Annotated in this window: 21 protein-coding genes and 1 pseudogene; 11 read left to right on the top strand and 11 right to left on the bottom strand. The window is 66.4% G+C overall.

Translation table 11 applies throughout. From position 1 onward, the window contains the following. The first annotated feature begins 535 nt into the window (after positions 1 to 535). Complete coding sequence (gene pstS / locus ACR5MH_RS13765; RefSeq protein ID WP_431347715.1) at positions 536 to 1,630, top strand: phosphate ABC transporter substrate-binding protein PstS; 1,095 nt, start codon at positions 536 to 538, stop codon at positions 1,628 to 1,630. Positions 1,631 to 1,830: 200 nt separating this feature from the next. Here the strand turns inward: pstS and ACR5MH_RS13760 are convergent, their stop codons facing one another. Beyond that, positions 1,831 to 3,117 (bottom strand): alpha/beta hydrolase, encoded by a 1,287-nt coding sequence (locus tag ACR5MH_RS13760; RefSeq protein WP_431347714.1) that lies wholly within the window; start codon positions 3,115 to 3,117, stop codon positions 1,831 to 1,833. A gap of 277 nt (positions 3,118 to 3,394) precedes the next feature. Further along, entirely contained in the window at positions 3,395 to 4,912 is a 1,518-nt protein-coding gene (locus ACR5MH_RS13755) for a glycosyltransferase family 39 protein (protein ID WP_433861862.1), read from the bottom strand. A gap of 201 nt (positions 4,913 to 5,113) precedes the next feature. Between ACR5MH_RS13755 and ACR5MH_RS13750 the strand changes: the two genes are divergently transcribed. The 3 genes from ACR5MH_RS13750 to ACR5MH_RS13740 are packed head-to-tail and all read left to right on the top strand — an operon-like array spanning position 5,114 to position 7,934. After that, on the top strand, positions 5,114 to 5,629 hold the full coding sequence (locus ACR5MH_RS13750; RefSeq protein ID WP_431347712.1) for a hypothetical protein: 516 nt from the start codon (positions 5,114 to 5,116) through the stop codon (positions 5,627 to 5,629). Beyond that, complete coding sequence (locus ACR5MH_RS13745) at positions 5,614 to 7,149, top strand: ABC transporter ATP-binding protein (protein ID WP_431347711.1); 1,536 nt, start codon at positions 5,614 to 5,616, stop codon at positions 7,147 to 7,149. The genes ACR5MH_RS13750 and ACR5MH_RS13745 overlap by 16 nt, the downstream gene beginning before the upstream one ends. After that, on the top strand, positions 7,146 to 7,934 hold the full coding sequence (locus tag ACR5MH_RS13740; RefSeq protein ID WP_431347710.1) for a CbiQ family ECF transporter T component: 789 nt from the start codon (positions 7,146 to 7,148) through the stop codon (positions 7,932 to 7,934). Before ACR5MH_RS13745 ends, ACR5MH_RS13740 begins: the two co-directional genes overlap by 4 nt. Here the strand turns inward: ACR5MH_RS13740 and ACR5MH_RS13735 are convergent. Further along, complete coding sequence (locus ACR5MH_RS13735) at positions 7,921 to 8,961, bottom strand: acyltransferase family protein (RefSeq protein ID WP_431347709.1); 1,041 nt, start codon at positions 8,959 to 8,961, stop codon at positions 7,921 to 7,923. The two genes, ACR5MH_RS13740 and ACR5MH_RS13735, sit on opposite strands and share 14 nt — an antisense overlap. A 249-nt stretch (positions 8,962 to 9,210) precedes the next feature. Here ACR5MH_RS13735 and ACR5MH_RS13730 point away from each other — a divergent pair, with 249 nt between their 5' ends. The 4 genes from ACR5MH_RS13730 (at position 9,211) to ACR5MH_RS13715 (ending at position 12,539) form a co-directional block, all read left to right on the top strand. After that, the gene (locus tag ACR5MH_RS13730) at positions 9,211 to 9,864 is read left to right on the top strand and encodes a DedA family protein (RefSeq protein WP_431347708.1); all 654 of its coding nucleotides are present in this window, start codon (positions 9,211 to 9,213) and stop codon (positions 9,862 to 9,864) included. Between the two features lie 30 nt (positions 9,865 to 9,894). Continuing rightward, positions 9,895 to 10,197 carry a hypothetical protein gene (locus ACR5MH_RS13725; RefSeq protein ID WP_431347707.1) on the top strand — a complete coding sequence of 101 codons (303 nt, stop codon included), beginning with the start codon at positions 9,895 to 9,897 and terminating at the stop codon, positions 10,195 to 10,197. Between the two features lie 204 nt (positions 10,198 to 10,401). Then, on the top strand, positions 10,402 to 11,175 hold the full coding sequence (locus ACR5MH_RS13720; RefSeq protein ID WP_431347706.1) for a glycosyltransferase: 774 nt from the start codon (positions 10,402 to 10,404) through the stop codon (positions 11,173 to 11,175). 14 nt (positions 11,176 to 11,189) lie between these two features. After that, positions 11,190 to 12,539 (top strand): hypothetical protein, encoded by a 1,350-nt coding sequence (locus ACR5MH_RS13715; RefSeq protein ID WP_433861861.1) that lies wholly within the window; start codon positions 11,190 to 11,192, stop codon positions 12,537 to 12,539. A gap of 15 nt (positions 12,540 to 12,554) precedes the next feature. Here the strand turns inward: ACR5MH_RS13715 and ACR5MH_RS13710 are convergent, their stop codons facing one another. Then, complete coding sequence (locus ACR5MH_RS13710; protein WP_431347704.1) at positions 12,555 to 14,465, bottom strand: ArnT family glycosyltransferase; 1,911 nt, start codon at positions 14,463 to 14,465, stop codon at positions 12,555 to 12,557. Between the two features lie 25 nt (positions 14,466 to 14,490). Next, a complete protein-coding gene (locus ACR5MH_RS13705; protein ID WP_431347703.1) occupies positions 14,491 to 15,102 on the bottom strand; it encodes a GNAT family N-acetyltransferase in 612 nt (203 codons plus the stop codon). An 802-nt stretch (positions 15,103 to 15,904) separates the two neighbouring features. Between ACR5MH_RS13705 and ACR5MH_RS13700 the strand changes: the two genes are divergently transcribed. Both ACR5MH_RS13700 and ACR5MH_RS13695 read left to right on the top strand, forming a co-directional pair. Next, the gene (locus tag ACR5MH_RS13700) at positions 15,905 to 16,663 is read left to right on the top strand and encodes a GNAT family N-acetyltransferase (RefSeq protein ID WP_433861860.1); all 759 of its coding nucleotides are present in this window, start codon (positions 15,905 to 15,907) and stop codon (positions 16,661 to 16,663) included. Then, the gene (locus tag ACR5MH_RS13695) at positions 16,591 to 17,076 is read left to right on the top strand and encodes a DUF302 domain-containing protein (protein ID WP_431347701.1); all 486 of its coding nucleotides are present in this window, start codon (positions 16,591 to 16,593) and stop codon (positions 17,074 to 17,076) included. Before ACR5MH_RS13700 ends, ACR5MH_RS13695 begins: the two co-directional genes overlap by 73 nt. 43 nt (positions 17,077 to 17,119) lie before the next feature. Here ACR5MH_RS13695 and ACR5MH_RS13690 read toward each other — a convergent pair whose 3' ends face one another. The 6 genes and pseudogenes from ACR5MH_RS13690 to ACR5MH_RS13665 all read right to left on the bottom strand — a co-directional run bounded on the left by ACR5MH_RS13690 (position 17,120) and on the right by ACR5MH_RS13665 (position 21,252). Further along, positions 17,120 to 17,302, bottom strand: a complete 183-nt coding sequence (locus ACR5MH_RS13690) for a hypothetical protein (protein WP_431347700.1) — start codon at positions 17,300 to 17,302, stop codon at positions 17,120 to 17,122. Between the two features lie 60 nt (positions 17,303 to 17,362). Beyond that, entirely contained in the window at positions 17,363 to 18,016 is a 654-nt protein-coding gene (locus ACR5MH_RS13685; protein ID WP_431347699.1) for a DedA family protein, read from the bottom strand. 123 nt (positions 18,017 to 18,139) lie between these two features. Next, the gene (gene lgt, locus ACR5MH_RS13680; protein ID WP_431347698.1) at positions 18,140 to 19,054 is read right to left on the bottom strand and encodes a prolipoprotein diacylglyceryl transferase; all 915 of its coding nucleotides are present in this window, start codon (positions 19,052 to 19,054) and stop codon (positions 18,140 to 18,142) included. 304 nt (positions 19,055 to 19,358) lie between these two features. Then, positions 19,359 to 19,694: pseudogene (locus ACR5MH_RS13675) on the bottom strand (transglycosylase domain-containing protein); the annotation flags it as partial. A 47-nt stretch (positions 19,695 to 19,741) separates the two neighbouring features. Beyond that, the gene (locus tag ACR5MH_RS13670) at positions 19,742 to 21,067 is read right to left on the bottom strand and encodes a transglycosylase domain-containing protein (RefSeq protein WP_433861859.1); all 1,326 of its coding nucleotides are present in this window, start codon (positions 21,065 to 21,067) and stop codon (positions 19,742 to 19,744) included. 14 nt (positions 21,068 to 21,081) lie between these two features. Continuing rightward, a complete protein-coding gene (locus tag ACR5MH_RS13665; RefSeq protein WP_431347696.1) occupies positions 21,082 to 21,252 on the bottom strand; it encodes a hypothetical protein in 171 nt (56 codons plus the stop codon). 155 nt (positions 21,253 to 21,407) lie between these two features. Between ACR5MH_RS13665 and ACR5MH_RS13660 the strand changes: the two genes are divergently transcribed. Next, the gene (locus tag ACR5MH_RS13660) at positions 21,408 to 22,475 is read left to right on the top strand and encodes an ABC transporter substrate-binding protein (protein ID WP_431347695.1); all 1,068 of its coding nucleotides are present in this window, start codon (positions 21,408 to 21,410) and stop codon (positions 22,473 to 22,475) included. Positions 22,476 to 22,482: the final 7 nt, after the last annotated feature.

The raw sequence follows: 22,482 nt of genomic DNA, 5'->3' as shown, positions 1-22,482 counted from the left end.
CCGGGCTCCGCCTACGGCCGCGGAGATCGAGACCGGCGAACGGCCCGTCCGGTGCAGCATCCACCAGCCCACGCCAAGCACGAGGCCCACCCCCGCGAGCAGCAGGATCCGGAGAACAGGATCACCGGGCGCCAGGTGGGTGAACGCGGTGCCCGAGCCGTCTCCGTACGCCAGAGTTTGAACCGTCCGAAGGACGAGGCTTGTCAGCACACCAGCGAGGCCGGCTGCGACACCGACTCCCACCACGACCAGGGCGAACGGCGTCCACGTTCGAACGAAGCATCGGGTCAGCGCCACCCCTCCACACAATCCCAACCGCCTTCTGCACGTCCAATGACATCCGCAGATCGACTCATGCACGAGGCACATATGTCCTCGGAGCAGGACAGCTCAGGCGACGTGTGCTCTCGTGCGACGGATTTGGCGCGCAAACCATTGGGCTGGCGTTCATCCGCTGTTCATCTGGACCAGTGATTCTGTCGGCGGCGCTGGCGGGGCAGCTGTTCACATTCCCACGATTGGAAAAGGATCAAATATGAAGCGCAACCGCTATGCCATCTTGGTGGCGTTGGCAGCGACGGTATCTTTGTCGTTGTCTGCATGTGCAGCAAACGAGTCCGGCTCAGCACCCTCGAACTCGGCAACGTCAGCGACCGTGTCGGGGTCACTGAACGGGATTGGATCGTCAGCGCAGGGCACCGCGGAGACAACCTGGATTGCCGGGTTCCAGACGGCGAACTCGAAGGTGACGATCAACTACGACCCGCAGGGTTCCGGTGCGGGCCGTAAGAGCTTCATTTCGGGGGCGGCCGATTTCGCCGGATCCGATGCGCACCTGAGCGACGCGGAAGCGGCGGGAACGTTCGCGGGGTGTGCAGCAGGAAGCAAGGCGATCGACCTGCCGGTGTACATTTCTCCGATCGCGATTGCGTTCAACGTCGACGGTGTCAAAAACCTCAACCTCGATGCTGACACCATCGCGGGCATTTTCAGCGGCGCCATTACGACCTGGAATGACCCCAAGATTGCCGCACTCAACGCGGGTACTTCGCTGCCGGCTGCCGCGATCACGGTCGTGCATCGCTCGGACGACTCGGGAACCACACAGAACTTCACGGAATATCTCGCGGCGAATGCGCCGACCGTGTGGACTAAGCCGTCTGGCCAGACGTTCCCTTATCAGATCGGCGATGCCGCCAAGGGAACTTCGGGCGTGGCCACTTCGGTCAAGAACGCGAAGAACAGCATCGCTTATATCGATGAGTCTGGATCGGCCGGCTTGGACATTGCCAAGCTCAAGGTGGGCTCCCAGTTCGTGAAGATCAGTGCTGCGGGCGCTGCCGACGTCGCAGCCAAATCCCCGCTGGTCACCGGCCGCCCGGCGAACGATATTGCTGTCAATATCAACCGCAAGATCACGGATGCCAATGCGTGGCCGATCGTTCTGATCAGCTATCTGATCACCTGCCAGCAGTACAAGGATGCCAGCAAGGCCGCGCTGGTCAAGGCGTACGTCGATTACGTGGCCGGCCCGGATGCCCAGAAGGCGTCAGCTGCTCAGGCGGGATCTGCTCCCCTGTCAAGCGAGCTCGCTGCCAAGGTCAAGGCGGCGGCGAACACCATCAAGTGAGAACCGTGCTGCCCGCAGGCCACGAACGCGCCTGCGGGCAGCCTCGCCGTTTCAGACCGCCACGCGCAACGATGCGCGGCTGGGAGCGACAAATCAACGCGCGCGAAGGCGCGTCCAATGACCGCCGCTGATTGACTCATGTATGCGGCACATGCGGGCCGTTTTGGGCATGCCGCCGGGGCTCTTCTGGGCAATGTCTCTCAGGGCGCCCCTGGTGAAAGCCCTAACCTCGGGTACAACAGCTGGAAGCCTTTGCTCATCCCCTCGGGAAGGGCCGGGACCACATGTCCGCCGTGGGGGACTTGATAGGTGAACACGGACATACCAGAACGTTGAGCTGCTGTGGCGACACGGCGCTGGGCGGCGACGTAGACCGGGTCGTCGGCTCCGACCGTGAACACACCGAAAGTCCCGGGGAGCTTCTCTCTGGCGAGAATGTTTACCGGCTTCTGCCGGTCATAGGCGGCCTGGTCTCCGTGGAAGATTTGCGAGAGCACCCCGTGGGGCCATTCGGCGCCGGGGTATTCCTCCCCGGATATGTCGAGCACGTTCGACCAGAGATTCGGATGTTTGGCCATCAGTGAGATCGCACACTGTCCGCCGTTGGAGTAGCCGGCGATCGTCCAGTACCGGTGGTCGCGGATGATGTTGAGATGGTGGGTGGCCCACATGACCACGTCCTGGGTCAGGAACGTCTCGACGTTGCCGAATTCCGGAGTGTCCAGGCAGAGGGTGTCGTGATTGGGGTCGCCCAGCTGGTCGACGACGATGACGATCGGTGCCAGACCGCCGTGCCGGGCCGCGAACGCGTCGAGGGCTTTTGCGGCGTAATGGGGGTCCGGGGTGCCGGGCTGACCCATCATGAGGATGACCAGCGGCAGGGCCGGCGGGTGTGGAACGAGAGCTGCCGGCGGCAAGTAGATGCCGGCCGGGCGAGAACGGAAGCCTGACCGAGTGTTCGGGATGACCTGCGTGCCCAGTTCTCCGTGTGCGGGGAGTCCGGCGGGCGCTCGCCATGCTTTCCAGAGAGGCGCTCCTCGGCCTTGGATCGGCTGCACCCGCGGCGGGAGGGCGATGGGATGGCTGGGGAGAATTCCGACGAAATCCCCCACAGTGCGATCCAGGCCGAACTGCGCGTTGATGTTCACGGTCCCGGTCGTGGCGAAGACCAGGATGGCGGCGACCGCGATGCTTCTTCGCCTCCACCCTGAGCGCCGAAGGTTGGCCAGGGCCAGCGCGATGGCGGACACGGTTGATGCGAACCAGAAATTGACCGCGGGAGGGATCGGCACCGTGAACGTGTGCTGAATGCGGACAACGACGAGCCAGGTGAGGACCGACACCGCCGTGCCGCCTAGAAGCGCAGCGCTTGCCGTCAGCGCCCAACGCCGCCCGCCCGAGCGACACAAGAGGTAGATCAGCAATGTCACCGACGCCGCAGTGCACACCGTGGTCACCCAGCCGTTGACGAGGTTGATCGACAGCACCGCATTAACCATCGGCGCTACCCGGCCCGCGCTCCGGATGGGATCTCAAGACCACACGTCGTCTGGCGCGCCATCGCATAGTTCGCTGGGATCTGAACGCTCAAGCGCGATGGCTGCCGCCACGACGGCGGCCACCGAAGCAGCGACAGCGATAAGGATCAGCATCACTTTGCGCATGGTTGAGGATTGCAGCCGCGCTCACATGAGCGCCTAAGAATCCCGCGTTCCGTTTCGAACGCTCCCGATAGGCGCGCCGCGTTAGCAGTCTGCGCGGTGGTCATGAGTTCCGGATGAAGAGATAGACGACGCTGGCGTGCAGCCGGTAGGAAGCGGCCTGGTGGAACCCGATCAGCTGAAGTGCGGCAAGGCCGTAGGTGTCCGGCGCCTTCGGTGCGGTGAGACCGGGCGGAGTGCTGTACTCGACCGCCCAGACCCGGGAGACGGAGTCGAAACGGCCGAGTGCGGCCGTCTGACTCACTGAGTAGGTCGACGCGTACCAGGTGTAGTTGTTGTGGAACGGCGTCTTGACCAGGATGTCGTTCGCCGGTCCGAACGCGCCAGGAGGCGCCGTGTCGTAGGCGAGACGTGTCCGTCGCGATGGCCGGGCGTCGGCATCGAAGACGATGGCGTCGCCGACTCGGGAATGCGCGTGCACGGTGGCGGCGATCTCATTCCAGTCCGACTGATTTTGGGAGTACGGACCGCGTTGGGCCGCCCAGTTCGGGACGGCGACCGCGACGACGCCGAGGACCAGGATGATGCAGATCGCGGTGGCGACCCATGCATGGCGCCTCGCCCGGCCGCGGGCCAACTGAGCGATCGTGTCGATTCCTGTCGCGATCAGGATGCCGGCCGCCGGCGCGGCGAAGGCGGCGTATCGCGCAGTGAACAGAGCGAAGAAGATGTTCGCCAGCAGCAGCAGCCCCATCGGAAGCACCAGCCAGCACAGAGCCAGCACACGCACGTCCAGTGTCGATCGGGTCAGGCTGCCACGCAGCCGCCACGCCGTTCCCACCGCGCCAGCGGCGCCGGCCGCCATCAGCGTCCATCCCACCCACGCGAATCGGGTGTCTCCGAACCACAGCTGTTTGAGCACGACATCCCAGGACGCGTAACCCCCGGCTTGGAGGTAGGCGATCTGTGCCCGCTCGAGGTAAGCCAAGACCAGGATGGGCAGGGCTGCCACCAGCGCAAGGGCGCTGGCGACCAGCCACCGCCTCCAGTGGTGGCGCAGCGACGGGGTCAGCAGCAGGAACGCGACGATGGCGATCGCCATCAGGCCGGTGTAGATGAAGAAGTAGGTCGCGATGCTCAACAGGACGCCGTAGCCGGCCCACAGTGGGCGGCTGCGGCCGGGGCGCACCGCGATCTCGATCACGATTGCGCACAGGGCTGTGGCGAGGGCAGCATCGAACGAGAACGCGCGAGCTTCCCCGCCCGCATACATGAGCCGGGGAAGCACCGCGCAGGAGATCCCGGCCAGCACGGCGATGCGCACACTCGACACGCGGGCGCACATCCAGACCACCAGTGCGACGGACGCGCCGATCGCCAGCGCACTCGGGAACCGGATGGAGAACGCGCTGTAGCCGAACACCTTCCCCCAGAAGTGCAGGAACAGGTAATAGGTGCCGTGCACAGCGTCCACATGCTGCAGCATGTGGAAGAGGCTGGGGAGCGAGCGTCGAGCGGAGAGCTGACTGGCCGCCTCGTCCCCCCACAGCGACGGCACCCACGCTCCGGCCGCGCTGACCAGCGTGGCCATTGCGCCGAGCGCGAGAGAGAGCGAGGACACGAGTGGATGGGCGCCGGACGAATGGCTTCGCCGGGCGAAGCGATTCGGTCAACAGCACGGAGCTAGTCAAAATCCTCCTTTCCCAGAAATGGCTGAGAGGCGCACTGTCTATGCGCATGCTCAGCGACGTGGTGCGGGTTTCGGCGACGCCGCGACGCCGCGCACAGGTTCTCCGCATGGCGGTCTTCGGATACTGGAGGTGTGACCTCGACCCGTCCGGCAACCACAGCGCTCCGCGCACGGGAGGTCGCCGCCTCTGCGACGCTGGCCGCGGTGTCGGTCACCGTGGTCACCGTCGGCGCGCTTCTGCCGCGGGTCGGCGCACTGGAATTGCTGGCGATGATTCCGCTCGCGCTCGTGGCGGACCGATTTCGTCTGCGGGCGCTGATCGCGTCGGTGGCCGCTGCGGCCGTCACCTGCTTTCTGATCGGGGGGATCACTGCGGGGCTGGTCGTGATCGGCAGCGGCATGGTGGGTGGTGTCGTGGGGTCCGCTCACCGCCGCGGCCGGGGTGCTCCTACCATGGCGGTGATCTCGGTAGTCCTCGCCGCGGTTGCGGCGGCGGCAGCGATCGGCCTGCTGGCTCTGCTGCCCGGCCCACGGACCATCGCCATCGACGCGGTCACCGGAACCGTTTCCGGCTTGGCGGGGCTGGTCCGACGCATTCCCGCCCTGGCCCCCTCGCTCAGGCACTCAACTCAGTGGCCGCGAGTCTGAGGGCCGACTGGTGGCTGTGGGTCGCGCTCCTGCTGGCGATCGCCGTCCCGGCCGCCGTCTTCGTTACCTGGCGGCTCCTCGTGGCGATCCTGCGCAGGCTGGACTGGGTCCGCGTCGACGACCCACTCGAGGCCGCTGTCGGCGGGGGCGCCGACACCGTCTGCCCGGTTCCGGTGGAACTGCGCCAGGTGGTGGTGCGGCATCCCGGTCAGTCCGATCCGGCGCTCGACGGTGTCGACCTCCGGATCGGTCCAGGTGAGTTCGTCGTGGTCAACGGCCCCAACGGGTCGGGCAAATCCACTCTGGCGATGGTGCTCGCCGGCCTCGCCGTCGCCGAGGGCACTGTCGAGCGTCCCGGCTCAGTGGGCCTGGGGCGTCCAGGTGGGACCGCACTCCTCGCACAACGCGCGGAGGTCGCGGCGCTCGGGGCACGGGTGGTGGACGACATCCTCTGGGGTGTGGAGGATCCTTCCGCGGTCGACCTGGACGATCTTCTCGAAGTGGTCGGGCTCTCGGGCCTGGCGGATCGGACCACCGCGTCGCTCTCCGGCGGCCAGCTCCAGCGACTGGCTCTCGCCGCGGCGCTCGCCCGGCGTCCGGCGCTGCTGATCGCCGACGAGGCCACGGCGATGGTCGACGCCGATGGGAGGGAGGCCCTCGCCGAACTGCTCGCCGAGTTGCCCCGACGGTATGGAACGACCGTTGTTCATATTTCCCACAACCCGGCCGATGCCCGGCGCGCCGACCGGGTCGTGCGGATGCGCCACGGTCGTGTCGAGTGCGAGCACCCCGCTCCAGCGGCGACGGCTACTTCGGCACGCTCAGAGCCTGCGCGTGAGGGGAACCGCCCGGTCGCCGCGACCGGCCCGATCCTGCGGGTCAGGGCCGCGCAGTACACGCATGCTCTCGGGACTCCGTGGCAGCATCGTGCACTGGCCGGGATCGACCTCGATCTCGCGGCAGGCGATGGGCTGTTGATCACCGGGGAGAACGGGTCGGGCAAGACCACCCTTGCCTGGATGCTCGCCGGCCTCTTGCGTCCCACTGCGGGCTCGTGCGAAATCGACGGCGTACCGGTTGCCGAGCGCATCGGTTCGGTCGCATTGTCCTTTCAGCATGCGCGACTTCAACTCCAGAAACGGACTGTCAGGGAGGACATCCTCTCGGCCGCCGGAAAGAGCGCGGGAACGGGCATCGGCGACCCGGACGATTTCGTCGGACGGGCGCTCGCGAACGTCGGCCTCTCGGCGGACCTGGCCGACCGCGGGATCGATGCGCTCAGCGGCGGACAGCAGCGCCGCGTCGCGATCGCCGGCATTCTCGCCGGACGACCACGCGTCCTGGTCCTCGACGAGCCGTTCGCCGGCCTGGACCCGGCCGCGCGTACGGACCTCGCTGCCCACCTGGCAGCGGTACGGGACGAACACGGCCTGGGCATCGTCGTGGTCTCCCATGACCTCGACGGGCTGGAACGGCTCTGCCCGCGCGTGCTGCGTCTGGAAGGAGGGTCGCCAGCATGACCATCACCGATCGTGCCTCCCGGAGATCGCGCCCACCGCGGGCCGACATCGCCTCCGTCATGCTGCGCATCCTGCCGCGACGCAGCCCCTTGCACCGCACATGGGCCGGCACCAAGGTCATCGCGTTGACCGTGCTCACCATCCCGGGCGTGATGTTCCCGACCTGGACGACCCTCGGCATCCTGCTGGCCGTCACCCTGGCCGGATTCGCCGCCGCCCGAGCAACCCCTGCCGCTGTTCCGCGGCTGCCCCGGACCGTTTGGGCGCTCCTGGCGGTCACCGGGGTGCTCGCCTGGATCGGCGGGGGCCTTGCCGCGTTTCTCATCTCCCTGGGCTTGACCGCGACCCTGACATTCCTCGCCGTCGTCATTACCTGGACGACGCCCCTCGCCGAGCTCGCACCCGCGCTCGCCGTCCTCTGGTCGCCGCTGCGCAGGATCGGCGTGCCTGTGAACGAGTGGTCGCTCACCACCGCCCTCGCAGCGCGCGCCGTCCCCCTCTTCTTCGAGGAAGTCCGCGTGCTGCTCGCCGCGCGTCGGCTGCGCGGCGGCAACCGCGTGTCCGGGATCCGGAGCGCCCGGGACGCTCTGGTCGACGTGCTCACAGCCGTTCTCGCCGCGGCGCAGCGCAGAGCCAACGACTTCGGGCGAACGATGACCCTGCGTGGGGGAGTCCCGAAGGCGACCATCCAGCGACCGAGGCTCAGTGCGGCCGATGCGTTGGTGCTGACCGCCGCGATCGCTGGAGCCACCGCGATCATCGTCCTCGGGGTCACCCAGCTCTGAACGAGGCGGTCGACCGTTCCACGCCGGTCAACCATGCCGATGCGCGCGTGCGGAGTGCGGCCAACGCCAGGGCCCAGGGCACCAGCAGGCACAGGCTGAAAGTGATCCAGCTCGGGAGGGGCGGCGCCAGGGCGGTCAGCGCCCAGAGCACCAAGGGATGGGTGAGCACCACCATGAATCCGCCATAGCTCAGCACGGTCGCCACCCGGCCGACGGCCGCGGGCAGATGTTCGCAGAGCTTCTCGCAAGTGAGCACGAGCCCGAAGGAGATCATGACGGAAGCGAGGACGCTGAGCGCCGGGGTCCCGTAGTCGCCCTGCTTGATGTCGAGCGGGAGGGCGACTCCGGTCGCGACGAGGAGCGTGGAGACGGCGAGGAGTGCGCATCCGAGTAGGCCCGGTCGGCTGATGCGCGGTCGCACCGCCCTGGCGGCGTAGCCGAGCGCAAGGAAGGCAGTGCAGGGCAGCGCGGACCCGACCGACAGGGGTGTGTTCGCCAGCTGCGGCCCGGCGACGAGGCTCAGCAGGAATGCGGTGCCGGTCACGGCCAACATGATCGTGCGCGGAAGTCGCCAGACGAGCCGGAGGATGAGGACCGAGGAGAAGAGGACGATGACGAACCAGAAGGTAGTGAACGGCATCGCTGAGTTCTCGCCGTCGGTGAGCGGACCGGCCAGACGCTGCAGGGTGTCCGGTTCGAAGTGCGTGTCCACGAGGACGAAGACGACGCCGATCAGCACCAGCCAGGTGAGCATCGGCCGGAGAAGTGTCCGCATCCTCGTCGCCGCCTCTCGCCTGAGCGCTCGGTGCGTCGACCAGAAGTATCCCGCAAGGAAGAAGAAGACGGGCACGTGCCAGCTGTAGACGAGCGTGCGGACGAAGGGGAACGGCAGGGTGTGGCCGGCCACGACCGCCGTGATTCCGAGTACGCGCACAAGGTCGACGGCGCCGGAACGCGACTCGCGCGGGAGTGTGCTCGCGTCGGCGTCGGCGATGTCGTGCCGGGCGGTGGGTGCCTCTGGCGTCATGGTCGTGTTCGTGTCGATGCTCTCCGGCCCTCCCGTCGATCAACTGCTGACTCGCAGTGAACGCCTCGAACTCACAGAGGCACTGAGAAGGTTCGGCATTGTCAGCGGATTCGGATTCTCATCGATGCGGTGACCGCGTGTTCTGTGCCGCCGACCCTCGCCTGGGTGGGCGGGTGAACGTGATGCCATCGGGGGAGGAGGGCGCCGTTTCTTAGAGGCACCTTGCCTTGTGTCGAAGACACTGGTGGGATGATTTTCCACGCAACCATCCCGCTGCTCGACGCGTCGGCCTGGCTGCACGCGTTCGGGCCGTGGGTGCTGGTGGGGATCGCAGTCGTGGTGTTCATCGAGTCGGGGATCCTGTTCCCGTTCCTCCCGGGTGACTCGCTGCTCATCACCGCGGCGATCCTCGCGCCGCACCTCGGAATCCAACCCTGGCAGGTCGCCCTCGTCGCGGCGGTCGCCGCCTTCGCGGGCGACCAGGTCGGCTACTGGCTCGGGAAGCGGTTCGGCAGGCATCTCTTCAAGCCGGACGCCCGCGTGCTCAAGACCGAACGGCTGGAGCAGGCCGACGCTTTCTTCACACGTTATGGCGGTGTGTCGCTGGTGCTGGGGCGCTTCGTGCCGTTCGTGCGCACCTACGTGCCGCTTGCGGCCGGGATCGCGGCGCTGCGCTACCGGCGCTTCCTGCTCTGGAATGCCCTCGGGGGTGTCAGTTGGACTGTCGTCATGGTGGTTCTGGGCGTGCTGCTGGGCGGTATCCCACTCGTTGCGAACAACATCGACGCTCTGATGGTCGTGATCGTCGCCGTGTCCGTCCTCCCCATCGTGGTCAGCGCGCTGCGTCGCCGGCGCTCCGGGGCCCGGGCACCGGAGCGGGAGCAGAACGCTCCCGTCGAGTGAGCCGACTCGGGGAAGGTGGCGAATCGACGCGTGTCAGTCTGGACCCTGAAGACCGCCGGGGAAGTCCTGGGGGCGCTGAACGTCACCGAAGTCGATCGGCCATGGATGTTCGCCGTTTTCCACCCGGCGCCGGGGTTCGAATCGTGGCGACCGCTTTTCGAAGCCCGCCTCGAATCGCTCAACGATGTCGACCAGGACGGCCCTGAGCAGCGCGACCATGTTGAGTCGGATCTGGGCCTCCAGCAACTCGTGCTGATTTCGGAGACCGGCTCATCCGTTGTCTACGAGGACCTCCATATCCGCGGCGAACGGGCATGGTGGCGGCTGCGCTGACGTGCGCACGCTTTCGCGTGGAGCTCGATCGGGTTGGTCGCAGTGTGCTTGTTTCACCCTCTCGGTGACGCGTTCTCCACCGGGCGGGCTCGGGAGGCTCCGTTGATGAGAGATGCACAATTGCATCTTTCAGGGAACGTCCTTGTTTCTTTGTCGAATATTGGAGCGGCGGGTGTGCGATGGAGATGAGAGCGAGGAGCTTGAATGCGGCAGAGCGCGGGTGCGGAGGGGACACGGGTGGGGGGTGTCTCGGTCGTGGTTCCCACCTTCAACGAGGCGGCCAACGTCGGTGAGCTGATGCGAAGGCTCGCCGCGGTGCTCGATCCCGATCGGAGCGAGATCCTGATCGTCGACGACTCGACCGATGACACGGCGGCCGCGGCCGCCGTGCAGGCCGGACAACTCCCGCACTGTGTCGACATTGTGCACCGGGACGAGCCTGTCGGCGGTCTCTCAGGCGCGGTGCTGGTCGGGATGGGACTCGCCGTCCACGAGTGGGTCGTCGTTATGGACGGTGACCTGCAGCACCCGCCGGAGGACCTGCCCCGGCTGCTTGCGGCGGGGGAATCGCGCGGTGCGGACATCGTGATCGCGTCCCGTTATCGCGATGGAGGGAGCGCGAGCGGCCTCGACGGATCGGTCCGGCACCTGGTCTCCACTGCGAGTACCCTCGTCGCACGTACGTTGTTCCCGCGAAGGCTGCGAGAGTGCACCGACCCGCTGACGGGCTTTTTCGCGGTTCGTCGCGAAACACTGGACCTGGAGGCGATGCAGCCACAGGGCTTCAAGATCCTACTGGAGGTGCTCCTGCGCCATCAGCTGATGATGACTGAGATACCGTTCTCCTTCGGGGTCCGCTCGGCGGGAGCCTCCAAGGCGACCCTCGCCAACGGGTCCGCCTTCCTGCGGCAGCTTGTCGCGCTCCGGCTTCAGCTGACCTCGACAGTCCGAGGCGCAGCCGCCGTGGAAGTCGTGTGACCCAGGTGACGGCCATGACTGTCGCGCTGACCGCTCCCCGTTCCCGGATTCGCAGAGTCGGGGATGCTATCCGCCGGCGGCCGGTCGTCCTGCTTGTGGTGCTCGGGCTGAGCTGTGCAGCGATTGCGTGGCTGCGGATCCCAGCGGTCGCCCAGGGTACGTTCTGGGCGGAAGACGGCAGAACGTTCGTCTCGTCGGCCGCGCTGGGCGGCCCGAGCGTCCACTTCAAGCCCTACGCCGGCTACCTGCACACCGTCCCGCGACTGGTCGCTGCGGGCGTGGTGCTCCTTCCGGTCGATCAGTGGGCGCTTGCCACCACGGCTGCCGCCTGCGCGATCGCGGGAGGGCTCGCGGTCGTCGTCTACGTCTGCGCTCGGGACCTGGTTCCCTGGTTTCCCGCGCGGCTCTTCATCGCCGCGTTGACGGTCCTCGCCCCGCTGGCGCCGCGAGAGGTTCTGGGAAACCTCGCGAACGTGCACTCGGTGTTTCTGTGGGCGCTGTTCTGGGTCGTGCTGTCTCGGCCGCGCCGGATGCGGACCGCGATCATCCTCTCGGTCGTGGCGCTCTTCGGGGCGCTGACCGAGATCCAGGCACTCTTCCTCGCTCCGCTGCTGCTGCTGCGCTCCCGCGACCGGCTCGTGTGGATCGTGCGGGCCGGACTGCTGGCCGGGATGGCCGCGCAGCTGGCCGTGACGCTGTGCTGGCCGCGGGCGGAGAACACGAACCCTGCGGTCGATCCTCTGTCGATCGCGTACGGATATCTGATCAACGCGGCCACGCCACTCGTGGTGCCGCAGTCGCAGATAGGACACGTCCTCGTCGCGACGGGTCCCGCCGTCGGCATCGCAGTTCTCGCCGTCGTCGCGGCGGGCGCAGCCTATGTCATGGTCCGCGGAACGCGCGGCCAGCGGCTGCTCGTCGTCGCAGCACTGAGCGGATCCGTCCTGATCTACGTCGCAAGTGTCGCAACCAACCCCGACACCTTCTACGACTACGCACAATTCACCTCGGCACAATTGTCGAACGCCTGGCTCACCCGGTATGGCGTCGTCCCCTCGATGCTCCTTGCGCTCGTCCTCCCGGTTGCGGCGGCCATCGCCCTCCGCCGACGACACCGACGGCCCGCGCTCAGCTGGGCGATCGTCGCGGCTGCCGGACTGGCGGCGGCGCTCATCGTGGCCCAGTTCGGGCCGCAGCTGACCCGGCGTTCATACGGGCCCGCCTGGCAGCCTCAACTCGCCGCAGCCACGGCCGAGTGCCACCGCGACGACGAGCTTCGGTTCGTCAACCTCAAGGAGACGCTCGGTTGGACAGTAACCGTCCCGTGCGTCGACCTGACCGGCAGAGCCGACGCCGACCACTAGGCTCCGAGCGCCTCCTCAGGTGCCGCAATCGTAGAGCGTGTCCCCGGTCACTCCTGCTGCTGCCGCACGCAGCTGCGCTGTCAGGTATAGATCGGGCGGAACGATTTGGCAGTGACCCATGGTCCAACCGGTGAGGGCATCGAGGTTGGGATGGTAGACACCGGTTCTGGCCTCGGCCGGGGAGAGAAGGACGAAGCGCACTCGGCCGGCGGCGACGAGCTCTCGGAATTGGGCGGCGGTGGGTGAAGGGGCCCGCGAAGTGAACCCACCGATGGGGAGAACGCGCGTCTGCCCTCGGAGGATCATCGGTGCCGCGCTTCTCCAGGAATCGGTGGCGAGTGCCCACTGGTCTGATGTCCGGTGTTGCGCGTAGGCGAAGGCGCTCGCTTCGATCGACTCGGTCGGCTGAATGGACCGGTTCGAGTCCAGTCCGATCCCGTACGCTGCATGTCGCACCAGTTTGCGCGCTGCGACGGCAGCGACCTGCGGGCCGCCGTAGGCGTCGTCCGCGGTTCCTGCGAATGCGGGGTTGAGTGTCGAGAGCGTCCAGACGGTCGGCGTGAGCGCGGCCCCCAGGACAGCGAGGACGGTTGCCACGGCGAGCAGGTGACGGATCCGCCCGGGACGAAACGCGTGAAGAGCCAGCGCCGCTGCTCCCAGAGAGCCGAGCGCAGCGACGGGTGCGCCCAGATACGATGCGAACTCGGGGAAGCTTCTCAGAAGCACAAGACACCACGCTGTCTGCACGGCCACGGTGACAGGCAGCGCGATTCGCCAGCGCGTTTCTTCACTGTACGCGCGGATCACCAGGGTTGCTCCGATTCCGGTCAAGCCGGCGACGGGGAGCATCATTGCAGCGAGGTACGCAGTGTGCGGGAGGCTCATCGCGCTGAGGACCCCACCGACGGAGATCAGAAGCAGCGAACACATCGCAAGCCCGGCCTTCAGATTCCGTTGCATGTCTGGCCACCGATGCGTCCTGACCCAGACCACACCGAGGATGAGGCCTGCCGCGGCGACAGGAAAGAACCAGCCGATCTGTGTGGCGTATTGCGGGAGGAAGAACTTGAACGGGGTGTGGGCGATGGCTCCCGGGACGGCCCCCACGATGGCCGCGTTGCCGACCGGGTGAAACAGCGGGTCGCCTGGTAGGGCGCCCGGGACTGCATTGCTCAAGAAGCGGTTGATGCCGTTGTAGCCGAGAACCGTGGAGAAGATGTTGTTGTCGACGCTGCCGTCGAAATAGGGGCGCTGAGCGGAGGGGATGAGCGTCATGGCCGTCATCCAGCTGAGCGAGACGACGACCGTCGCGATCAGGCACCATGTCACGTCACGCACTTTCACGGTTCGCGGCCTACGGCTCAGCCACACGTAGCCGACGCACAACGCGGGCAGCACGAGCCACGCTTGTGCCATCTTCGCCTGGAAACCCAGCCCGACGAGAATACCGGCTCCGAGCAGCCATCCCATTCGCTCCGTTTCGATAGCCCGCTGCCAGGCCGCTACGGCGAGGGCGGTCCACATGGTGAGCAGAGCATCCTCCATCCCGTGCGAGAACATCGAGATCATGAGGGGAGCCGTAGCGAGACTAAGGGCTCCCACGGCCGCGCCGAACCGGCCGCTCCAGCGCGAGAAAACGTAGTATGCGGCGGCGACTGTCACCAATCCCTCGAGGACCTGGGGGAGCGCTAACGACCAGGAGCTGTAGCCGAAGACCCGCGCTGAGAGGGCCTGCGGAATCAGAAATCCGGAGAGCTTGTCCAGGGTGATGGTGGATTGCGGATCGAACGCTCCGAAGAAGAAGGCCTTCCAACTCACCGACATGCTCTTCGCGGCCGTCGAGTAGTAGTCGGAGTATCCGCTCGTGGCCAAGTTCCACGAGTAAAGGATCGCCGTAGCCGACAGGATGCAGAGCAGGACGGTCACATGGCGACGCGCCGCTGAGGAACGCTTAGTGCTGCGAGTGCTTGTCCGCGCCGCCTCGAGTGTGGCCGTCACTTACCTGCCCTTCGTTCGTTCCAACTCGATGGTTCCCCCGAACCGCAGGCCGCGCCGGACTCAGAGCGGCTGATGCGACGGGCCGGTTGTGGGCCTCGCGCGACAAAAGATAGGTGTCGTATCCGGAGACTCGAGCAGCGAGTTGGAATCCGAGCCGCCGCGCGAGTTTCGCGGATGCTTCATTGGTCGACGAAATGACTGCTGTGACGAGGTTCGCGTTGACGTCGTCGAATGCAAACCTCAGAAGCTCGCCGGCTGCTTCCGTAGCGAGTCCGCGGCGGTGGTGATCGGAGCGCAGCAGCCACCCGACTTCCACAGAGCGCGTCGCCGGCGCCACAGTGCGCAAATGGATGGAGACATCACCGATAACGCAACCCTCGTACTCTACTGCCAGCACCAGTAGGCTCCCCGAGCCCCGCAACACTGTATGGCGGGTCCGAGCACGCAGGTGGTCTCTCGCTTCGGACGCGGTCCGCTCGGGCCAGTGCAGCGGCTGACGAACCGCTTCGTCCGCCTCGATGGCCAGCCAGCAGCCGAGGTCGCTCATCCGATACGGCCGGAGCACAAGTCTGTTCGTCCGTCGGGTTGCGGCGACCACCGCCCGTTTGAGCGCAGGCCCACGCCCACCCTGTACCCGATCAATAAGCGCACGCACCTACGCACCCCAATCGTTGAGATCGACAGACATCCGTTTCAACAATCCCCCCGATTTCTTGGGGTGTTCTTACGTGAGGTGGGAGACAGCCGTGAGCCGCCGCTCCGCCCTGCTCGAGGGGGTGCCGGAGCGCCGTCCATTCCCGCCGGGGCTTCGTCCGCTACGCCGGCGGGTACGACGAGGACCGCGGTGAAGCGGTTCTCAGCAGGAATGGTTGCTGTTATTTGCACGCACTGATCGTCTCCTCGGCGCACCAATGCGTTTCCAAGAATTGGACAGCGCCTGAACCGTCCATTCAGGAGCCACGGGGAAACCCTCGAGCACCGCGGTGACGCCCCGGCCGCCACGGCCACGCACATGACGAACAGCCGACTCTCGTCCGCCCTCGCCGAGTACCCGATTCCTCAGCGAATGGTGCAGTTGTCACCCCGATGTCGGCCGAAGTCCTCGATCTCAAACGTGGTGTGAATCGACCTCTTACACGCCTCGAACATTCGTAACGGAGGCTGGGACGGTCGGGAGGCCCGACGCACACCACTCGGCAGGAGAACATGTCTACACGGTCTGTGGGCTTCGACGCGGCATGCGGCGGATTTAAGCTGCCGGACGTTCATCGGACTGTGGACGTTCGGCAAGACTGTTCTGGGCGGGCGACCGCCGCAGATTCGTCGTGGCGCGTCAACATTCCCCGCGAGGCGTTGAAATAGAGCGGATGGGTTCGGTGCTGCGGAAGATGCGCTACCTGGCCGCACCTGGAATGGTGCCAAAAGTGTCGGCCCTCGAGCGCATCACGCCGCGGCTCCTTCTGCGGGCGTACCGGATGGCGGACGCCGGTGATTGGCTTGAGATCGAGCATGACGAGGCCGTCCGGCAAGGCCTCGGCTGGCCGACGCGGACGAGCGCGGCAGCGTATGCTCACCTGCGTGCTCGGACGCACCACACGGTTCTGAGTCGGCCGGGGGATCTGCTCGTGCTCGCGGCGGAACACGCGGGGCACGTGATCGGCGACGTCTCCCTTCACCTCCGGACCGTCGCGCCGGCAACGCGCACCGTGGAAATCGGCTGGTTGCTGCGGTCGGCGTACAGTGGTCGGGGCCTCGCGACCGAGGCTGCGGACGCGATGCTCGACGTCGCCTTCGAACACGCGCATGCGGTGCTGGTGACCGCCGTGGTCAAGGGGTGGAACGAAGCGTCCTCGAAGCTCGCCCTCAGGCTCGGGTTCCGGCCGGTCGCGCAGCGGGGTGAGCTCACGACCTACGTCCTCTCCCGGCAGGATCGCCAGCGCGCGCTTGGAGCGGTGCTGCGCGAGCATAGCGGGGCAATCGCCGACCCCGACGGGCGCTCGCGTGAGGTGTCGGGGTTGCCGGCTGTACCTAGCTACGCTCGGCGAGTTCGGGGATGGTGCGCGACCACGCCCGCGGAACTAAGATCACACCAGTCAGCCGAAGGAACGAGATCGCCGCGTCACTGAGCATTACGATCGGGGCCGCTCCTGTCGCCGCCACAGTCACAGCCCTGCACCGAGAACTGGACGCTCGCGGCATACCCGTCTTCGCCACGATCGATCACGCTGCGGGTGCCGGGTCCGTGGGACTGCATCTGTCCGACGAGGTCGTTGTCGTATTCGGGAATCCCGCCGTTGGCACCCGCCTGATGCAGGCCGACCCGCGCTCCGGAATAGACCTGCCGCTGAGAATCCTGATCTGGGATCAAGACGGATCAACCAACATCGCCTACGAAGACCCCCATCGTCTCGCGGACCGGTTCGACCTCGAGCCGGTCGATGAAACGCTCGACGTAATGGCAGGCCTGCTTCGCCAGCTCGTCGCCGCGATCACAACCCCATCCGAGCAGACCCTGACCGACCATGCGAGCAGACGTTGAGCCGTCCGTGAACATTCGCCCCGGTACCGGCTTCAAAGCGATATCAGTCGAGTGCCCATCGAAAACAGAGCAGCGCAAGGGCAAGTGCGAGTGGACCGACGAGGAAGAGCCATCCCCAGGCATACTCCACGGTGAGGATGACAGCCACGGCAGCGGTTCCGACGCCGGCAACGCAGATGACAAGGCCCAAGAGGGTGCTAAATATGCGTGCCGTCGTGTTTTCCATCGAACCCACCCTACGAGATCCACGGTCGAACCTGGCGGTGTGCGTTCCGCACTCCAACGCCTACTCGACCGGAGCCTCTGCTTCTTCGCGGCGACGGCTCGCAGCGGACCGTCGCTGGCGCAGAGCGTGGATCACCAGGGGTGCCACCGACACGGCGACGACGACGAGCATGAGCACGTCGATATTGTTCGCAACAAAGGGGATGCCGCCCAGGAGGACACCGAGCACGACCATGACGATCGTCCAGCTCACGCCGCCGAGCGCGTTCCAGAGGAGGAAACGCGGGTAGCGCAGTGCCGCGATGCCCGCCGCGAGAGGCACGTACGTGCGCACGAAGGGAACGAACCGGCCGAGCACCAAGGACACGCCGCCGTATCGCGCGAAGAACGCTTCGGCCTGCTCAAGACGCTCGGTCTTCAAGACACGGGCATCCGGCTTGAACAAGCCGCGCCCGAACCGCTTGCCAAGCCAATACCCCGCCTGGTCTCCCGCGAACGCGGCGATGGCTGCGACCACGGCGACCTGCCAGGCCTGAATCCCGAGATGCGGTGCCAGGATCGCTGCCGTGATGAGCAGGGAATCCCCGGGAAGGAAAGGGAACAGCAAACCGGACTCGATGAAGACAACGACGCCGATCCCCACCAGCACCCAGGGGCCGAACGCGTGCAGCCAGGTCGAGGCATCGAGAAACGGAATTGACGCGTGAAAAAGCATTGCTCTCCTTGCGAACCAGAAGCCGAAGCCGTGCAGGTGACCACCACCGTCAGCACCCTCCAGTGTCCCCCCGGAACGGAGAACTTCGAACCTTTGGAGGGCCCAGACACCGGGAGTTCCAAGCTAGGGTGCGGCGGATTCCGTTGTCTCGAGGGCGGTTGATACCTCGGATGCGCGGGGGTCACGCGCGGGAAGGGCGTCGCGCAGGTAGGGAGATGGTTCACCGCCGGGGTGTCGCCGCGTCTGCACGACGAACAGGATGACCCCCACCCCTACCGCGACGAATGACGCCCACACGTTTGCGGGGATGCCGAGCCAGCCGTCGCTGGTCGGGTCGATGCGGATGGCTTCGAGCCAGCTGCGGCCGAGTCCGTACCAGATGAGGTAGAGCGCGAGCACGCGCCCCCATTGCAACCGGAATCGTCGCTCGAGCAGGAGGATGACGGCGACCCCGCACAGGTTCCAGATGATCTCGTAGAGGAAGAGCGGGTGGAACAGGGTTCCAGCCGGCATCCCGGCCGGGAACTTGGGGTTCGTGGCCTCGATCTGCAAGCCCCAGGGAAGGGTGGTGGGCAGTCCGAAGAGTTCGTGATTGAAGTAGTTTCCCAATCGGCCCAGGGATTGGGCAACGAGGAGCGCCGGGGCGAGTGCGTCGGCGAATGCCCAGAACCGCAGTCCGGCGCGCCGGCAGGCGATGTAGACGCCGACCGCGCCACCGAGCAGGGACCCGTAGAGAGCGTTCCCGCCGTCCCAGATCGCGAAGATGTTCCAGAGGTTCGCACCGGGGTAGAAGTAGTCGCCGACGTGGGTGAACACATGGTAGAAGCGGGCGCACACGATCCCGAGCGGTACCGCCCAGAAGATGACGTCGAGCACGATTCCGCGGTCCACCCCGCGGCGGCCGAGCCGGTGGGCGGTGATGAACGCGGCGGCGATGATTCCGCTCAGGATGCACAGCGCGTAGGTGTGGATCGTGAGCGGGCCGAGCTGAAACTGCGCCCACTGCGGTGGCGGGCTCGGGATGCTGAGTGCGAACATGCGTCTCTCTTCGGGGTTTAGCCGGCCGGACGGACGGAGCCGCCGACCATGGCCGGGGTCGGCGGGGTGAAGGGGCTCCGCCGAACCGCTGGTCCAGTACGGTCAGGATGCGGCGAGCGATGTCGAACTTCACGTTGCCTCCGTCGACGCCGTGAAAGAACTCACCGCGGAGGCGAACGGATCCGGAGACGTTCCCGACCCAGGTGGCCGTTGCGATCTTCGTGGTCGAGGTGACGAGCCAGTTCTGGACTGCGTGGTCGGTGGTCCCGGTCTTGGCGAGCATCGGGACACCATCCTGGGGGTTCGCGCTAGCGGCGGTCCCTCCCGCGCGGAGAACGCCTTGCAGGTCATATGCGACGCCGGCCGCGATGTTCCCGGGGATGCCGCGGGTGCAGGAGCTGGGCGAGACCGGACGCGGTGTGCCGTGCGGCCCGGTAACCTTCTCGACCGCGACCGGTGTGCAGACTGTCCCACCATCGGCGATCGCCGCGTATGCGGTCGCCATCGTGAGCGGCGAGATGTAGTTGACGCCGAGGATCATGGATGGGACCGACGTAAGGGGGTTGGCCGACGACGCGGCATGGACGCCGAGGGCCTCCGCGGTGTGCAGGATCGAGCACAGGTCGAGCTTGGTGCCCATCATGGCGAAGGCCGTGTTGACCGATTGCGCGGTCGCCGCCATGACGCTCAGCCGCGATGCCGATCCTCGTCATTGCTGACCTGCCACGGCGGCCCCGAGACCGGGCCGCAACTGCTGTGGAAGTCAGACATCGGGAAGGTGTGGTGGGAGGCGTCGATCATCTCGGAGAGCGTGTGCCCTGCCTCCAGCCACGCGGCGATCGTGAACGCCTTGAAGGCCGATCCGGTTTGGAAGCCCTGCGACCCACCGTAGGCGGAATCGGTGTTGAAATTCACGGCGGTGGCCCCTGGCCCGGCTTGGCTGCTCTCGTCGAATGACTTGTTCTCGACCATCGTCTCGATGTGCCCGGTGCCCGGCTCCACGGAGATGTTCGATGCGCCGAGGTGCATCCCGGGTTTCGTCGAGGGGATGTAGGCGTCGAGCGCTTGCTGGGCTTGCTGCTGCAGGCCGAGTTTGAGCGTGGTGTAGATCTGCAGCCCGCCCCGGTTGAGAGCGGCCCACCGGTCGGTGGCGGTCTTGCCGAAGGCCGGGTCGTTCAGCAACTCGTCCTTGACGTATTCGCAGAAGAACCCGGCGTCGACCGCGGCCGCGGCTGTGCATCCGCTGGTCGCCGCCGTGAGGTGCGGCTGGATCGTTGTGGCCTTCGCCGCGGCGCGTTGGCCGGCGGTGATGCGATGGTTCACGTACATGCGGTCGAGGACGTAGTTGCGCCGTGCCAACGTGCGGGCGTAGTGATTCGCCGCTCCGTTCGCCGCGTTGCCGGGCTGGTCGATCCGCAGATCCGAGGGGCTGTTGATAATCGCGGCGAGGGTGGCGGCTTGGGGAAGCGACACCGCGTCCGCTGACACACCGAAGTAGTATTCGGCGGCCGCTTGTGCCCCGTAGATGTTCCCTCCGAACCCGACGAGATTGAGGTACGCGGTCAAGATCTGGTCCTTCGAGTACTGCTTGGACACCTCCCCGGCGTAGCGCAACTCCTGGGTCTTGCGTTGCAGTGTGGTGGCGGTTACCTGCTGGTAGCAGTTCTTCGAGGCGCGAGCGTCGGTGAGCGCGTCGCACTGCTGCACCAGGACGTTCTTCACATACTGCTGGGTGATCGAGGAGCCGCCCTCGAGCTGATGGCCCGCCGCGTTGGCGGCCGCGGCCCGAATGGTTCCCACGACATCGATCGGGCCTTCTTCGAAGAATCGGGGGTCCTCAGCCGCGAGCACGGCGGACTTGAGCATTTCATCGGTGCCGCTCCACGATACGTCCGTGCGGTCCTGAGCGAAGAACGATGCAATCGGCACCTGCGTGCCGGCGCGCTGGGCGTACAGAGTGCTCACCTGTGCAGGGGGCTGGATCTTCAGGTAGTCCGGCAGGCCGTTGAACACCGACGCTCCGTCGCTCACCCCAGTCGCCACCATCGCGACAGCGGGGTGACTCCCGCCGAGGCCAGCACGCCCGCGACGACGCTCAGGACGGCGAACGCGACCAGCGCCCCGGCCCGCGCCGGTAGCGCGGCCGTCCGGTGACGGTTCGGATGTGCGCCCGGGCCGGACGATTGCTGGCTACCCACGCGAGCGACGCTATGCGGCGTTCCTGAGTGCGAACCACCCGGACGCCTCCGATCCGTTAACGATCTGTTCAATTCGCGCTCGCTCGCGTGTCGCCTGACACTTCTATCGTCTAACCGTCGTTAGACCACCACCCGAACACTCTGTGGAGACTCAAATGAACCTACGTGGAAAGCGTGTCGTCCTCGCCTCGGCGATTGCCGTCGCGTCCATCGCAGCACTGGCCGGATGCTCCGCCACCGCGGGCGCCGCCGACTCCAGCTCCAGCAAGCAGCCGCTGGTGCTCTATGCGGCGGAGGGCTATGACTCGGCCGTCGCCAAGGCGTTCACGAAGAAGACCGGCATCGAGGTCAAGGTCGACGATGACAGCACGGGTCCGCTGTTGACCAAGATCTCGGCGGAGAAGAACAACCCGCAGTGGTCGATGTTGTGGGTGGACGGCGACACCGCGTTCTCGTCTCTTGATCAGCAGGGTCTGCTCGCGCCGTATACGCCGAAAGCCACTTTTACGGATGCCGGCAAGACGGTTGTGCCCGCAGATCACAGCTACACGCCCACTGGCACCACGGTTATGGCCGCGCTGATTTACAACGCCGCCAAGGCCTCCGCAGTTCCCTCGAGCTACGACGACCTCCTGACTGGCGCCTACCAGGGCAAGGTCGGAATGAACGACCCGTCGCAGTCAGGGCCGACCTACCCGTTCATTGCGGGTCTGATGAATCAGCTGGGCGGCAAGTCCGGCGGCGAAAAGGCGGGAGAGGCGTACCTCACCAAGCTCAAGGCCAACGGGCTGAAGGTGTTCCCGACCAACGGTGACACGCTGCACGCGCTGGAGACCGGCCAGATCGACTACGGACTCATCCAGAGCTCGGCAGCGCTAGGTGAGATCGCGAAGGTCAAGGCGTCGGCGAACTTCCAGCCGAAGGTCGTCTACCTGCCGAAATCGACCCTCCTGCCGTCTGTCATCGCAATCGACAAGGGCGCGAACGCCACGCAGCAGGCCGAGGCGAAGCAGTTCATCGATTACGTCACGTCGGCCGAGGGCCAGAAGGTGATGCAGGGCGCCGACCCGACCGGCGACTCGCTCTACTGGCCGGTGGTTACGGGTGTGGACCCGGCGACCGGCGTCCCCTCCTTCCCGACCGCGTACCAGCAGATCGACCCGGCGTTCTGGGGTCCGAAGCAGGCCGAGGTCGTCAGCTGGTTCGACAGCAACATCAAGTAGGCGCACC

The sequence above is a fragment of the Streptomyces sp. L7 genome (assembly GCF_050990935.1).
Classification (GTDB): Bacteria; Actinomycetota; Actinomycetes; order Actinomycetales; family Microbacteriaceae; genus Leifsonia.
Note: the sequence above shows the minus strand (reverse complement) of the source record. Positions and strands in the feature narration are given on the sequence as shown.

Excerpts from the sequence above, each read along its gene's own strand:
- pstS (WP_431347715.1), top strand. The coding sequence starts at position 536 with ATGAAGCGCAACCGCTATGCCATCTTGGTGGCGTTGGCAGCGACGGTA.
- ACR5MH_RS13740 (WP_431347710.1), top strand. The coding sequence starts at position 7,146 with ATGACCATCACCGATCGTGCCTCCCGGAGATCGCGCCCACCGCGGGCC.
- ACR5MH_RS13735 (WP_431347709.1), bottom strand. The coding sequence starts at position 8,961 with ATGACGCCAGAGGCACCCACCGCCCGGCACGACATCGCCGACGCCGAC.
- ACR5MH_RS13730 (WP_431347708.1), top strand. The coding sequence starts at position 9,211 with ATGATTTTCCACGCAACCATCCCGCTGCTCGACGCGTCGGCCTGGCTG.
- ACR5MH_RS13720 (WP_431347706.1), top strand. The coding sequence starts at position 10,402 with ATGCGGCAGAGCGCGGGTGCGGAGGGGACACGGGTGGGGGGTGTCTCG.
- ACR5MH_RS13715 (WP_433861861.1), top strand. The coding sequence starts at position 11,190 with ATGACTGTCGCGCTGACCGCTCCCCGTTCCCGGATTCGCAGAGTCGGG.
- ACR5MH_RS13700 (WP_433861860.1), top strand. The coding sequence starts at position 15,905 with ATGGGTTCGGTGCTGCGGAAGATGCGCTACCTGGCCGCACCTGGAATG.
- ACR5MH_RS13695 (WP_431347701.1), top strand. The coding sequence starts at position 16,591 with ATGGTGCGCGACCACGCCCGCGGAACTAAGATCACACCAGTCAGCCGA.
- ACR5MH_RS13690 (WP_431347700.1), bottom strand. The coding sequence starts at position 17,302 with ATGGAAAACACGACGGCACGCATATTTAGCACCCTCTTGGGCCTTGTC.
- ACR5MH_RS13685 (WP_431347699.1), bottom strand. The coding sequence starts at position 18,016 with ATGCTTTTTCACGCGTCAATTCCGTTTCTCGATGCCTCGACCTGGCTG.
- lgt (WP_431347698.1), bottom strand. The coding sequence starts at position 19,054 with ATGTTCGCACTCAGCATCCCGAGCCCGCCACCGCAGTGGGCGCAGTTT.
- ACR5MH_RS13660 (WP_431347695.1), top strand. The coding sequence starts at position 21,408 with ATGAACCTACGTGGAAAGCGTGTCGTCCTCGCCTCGGCGATTGCCGTC.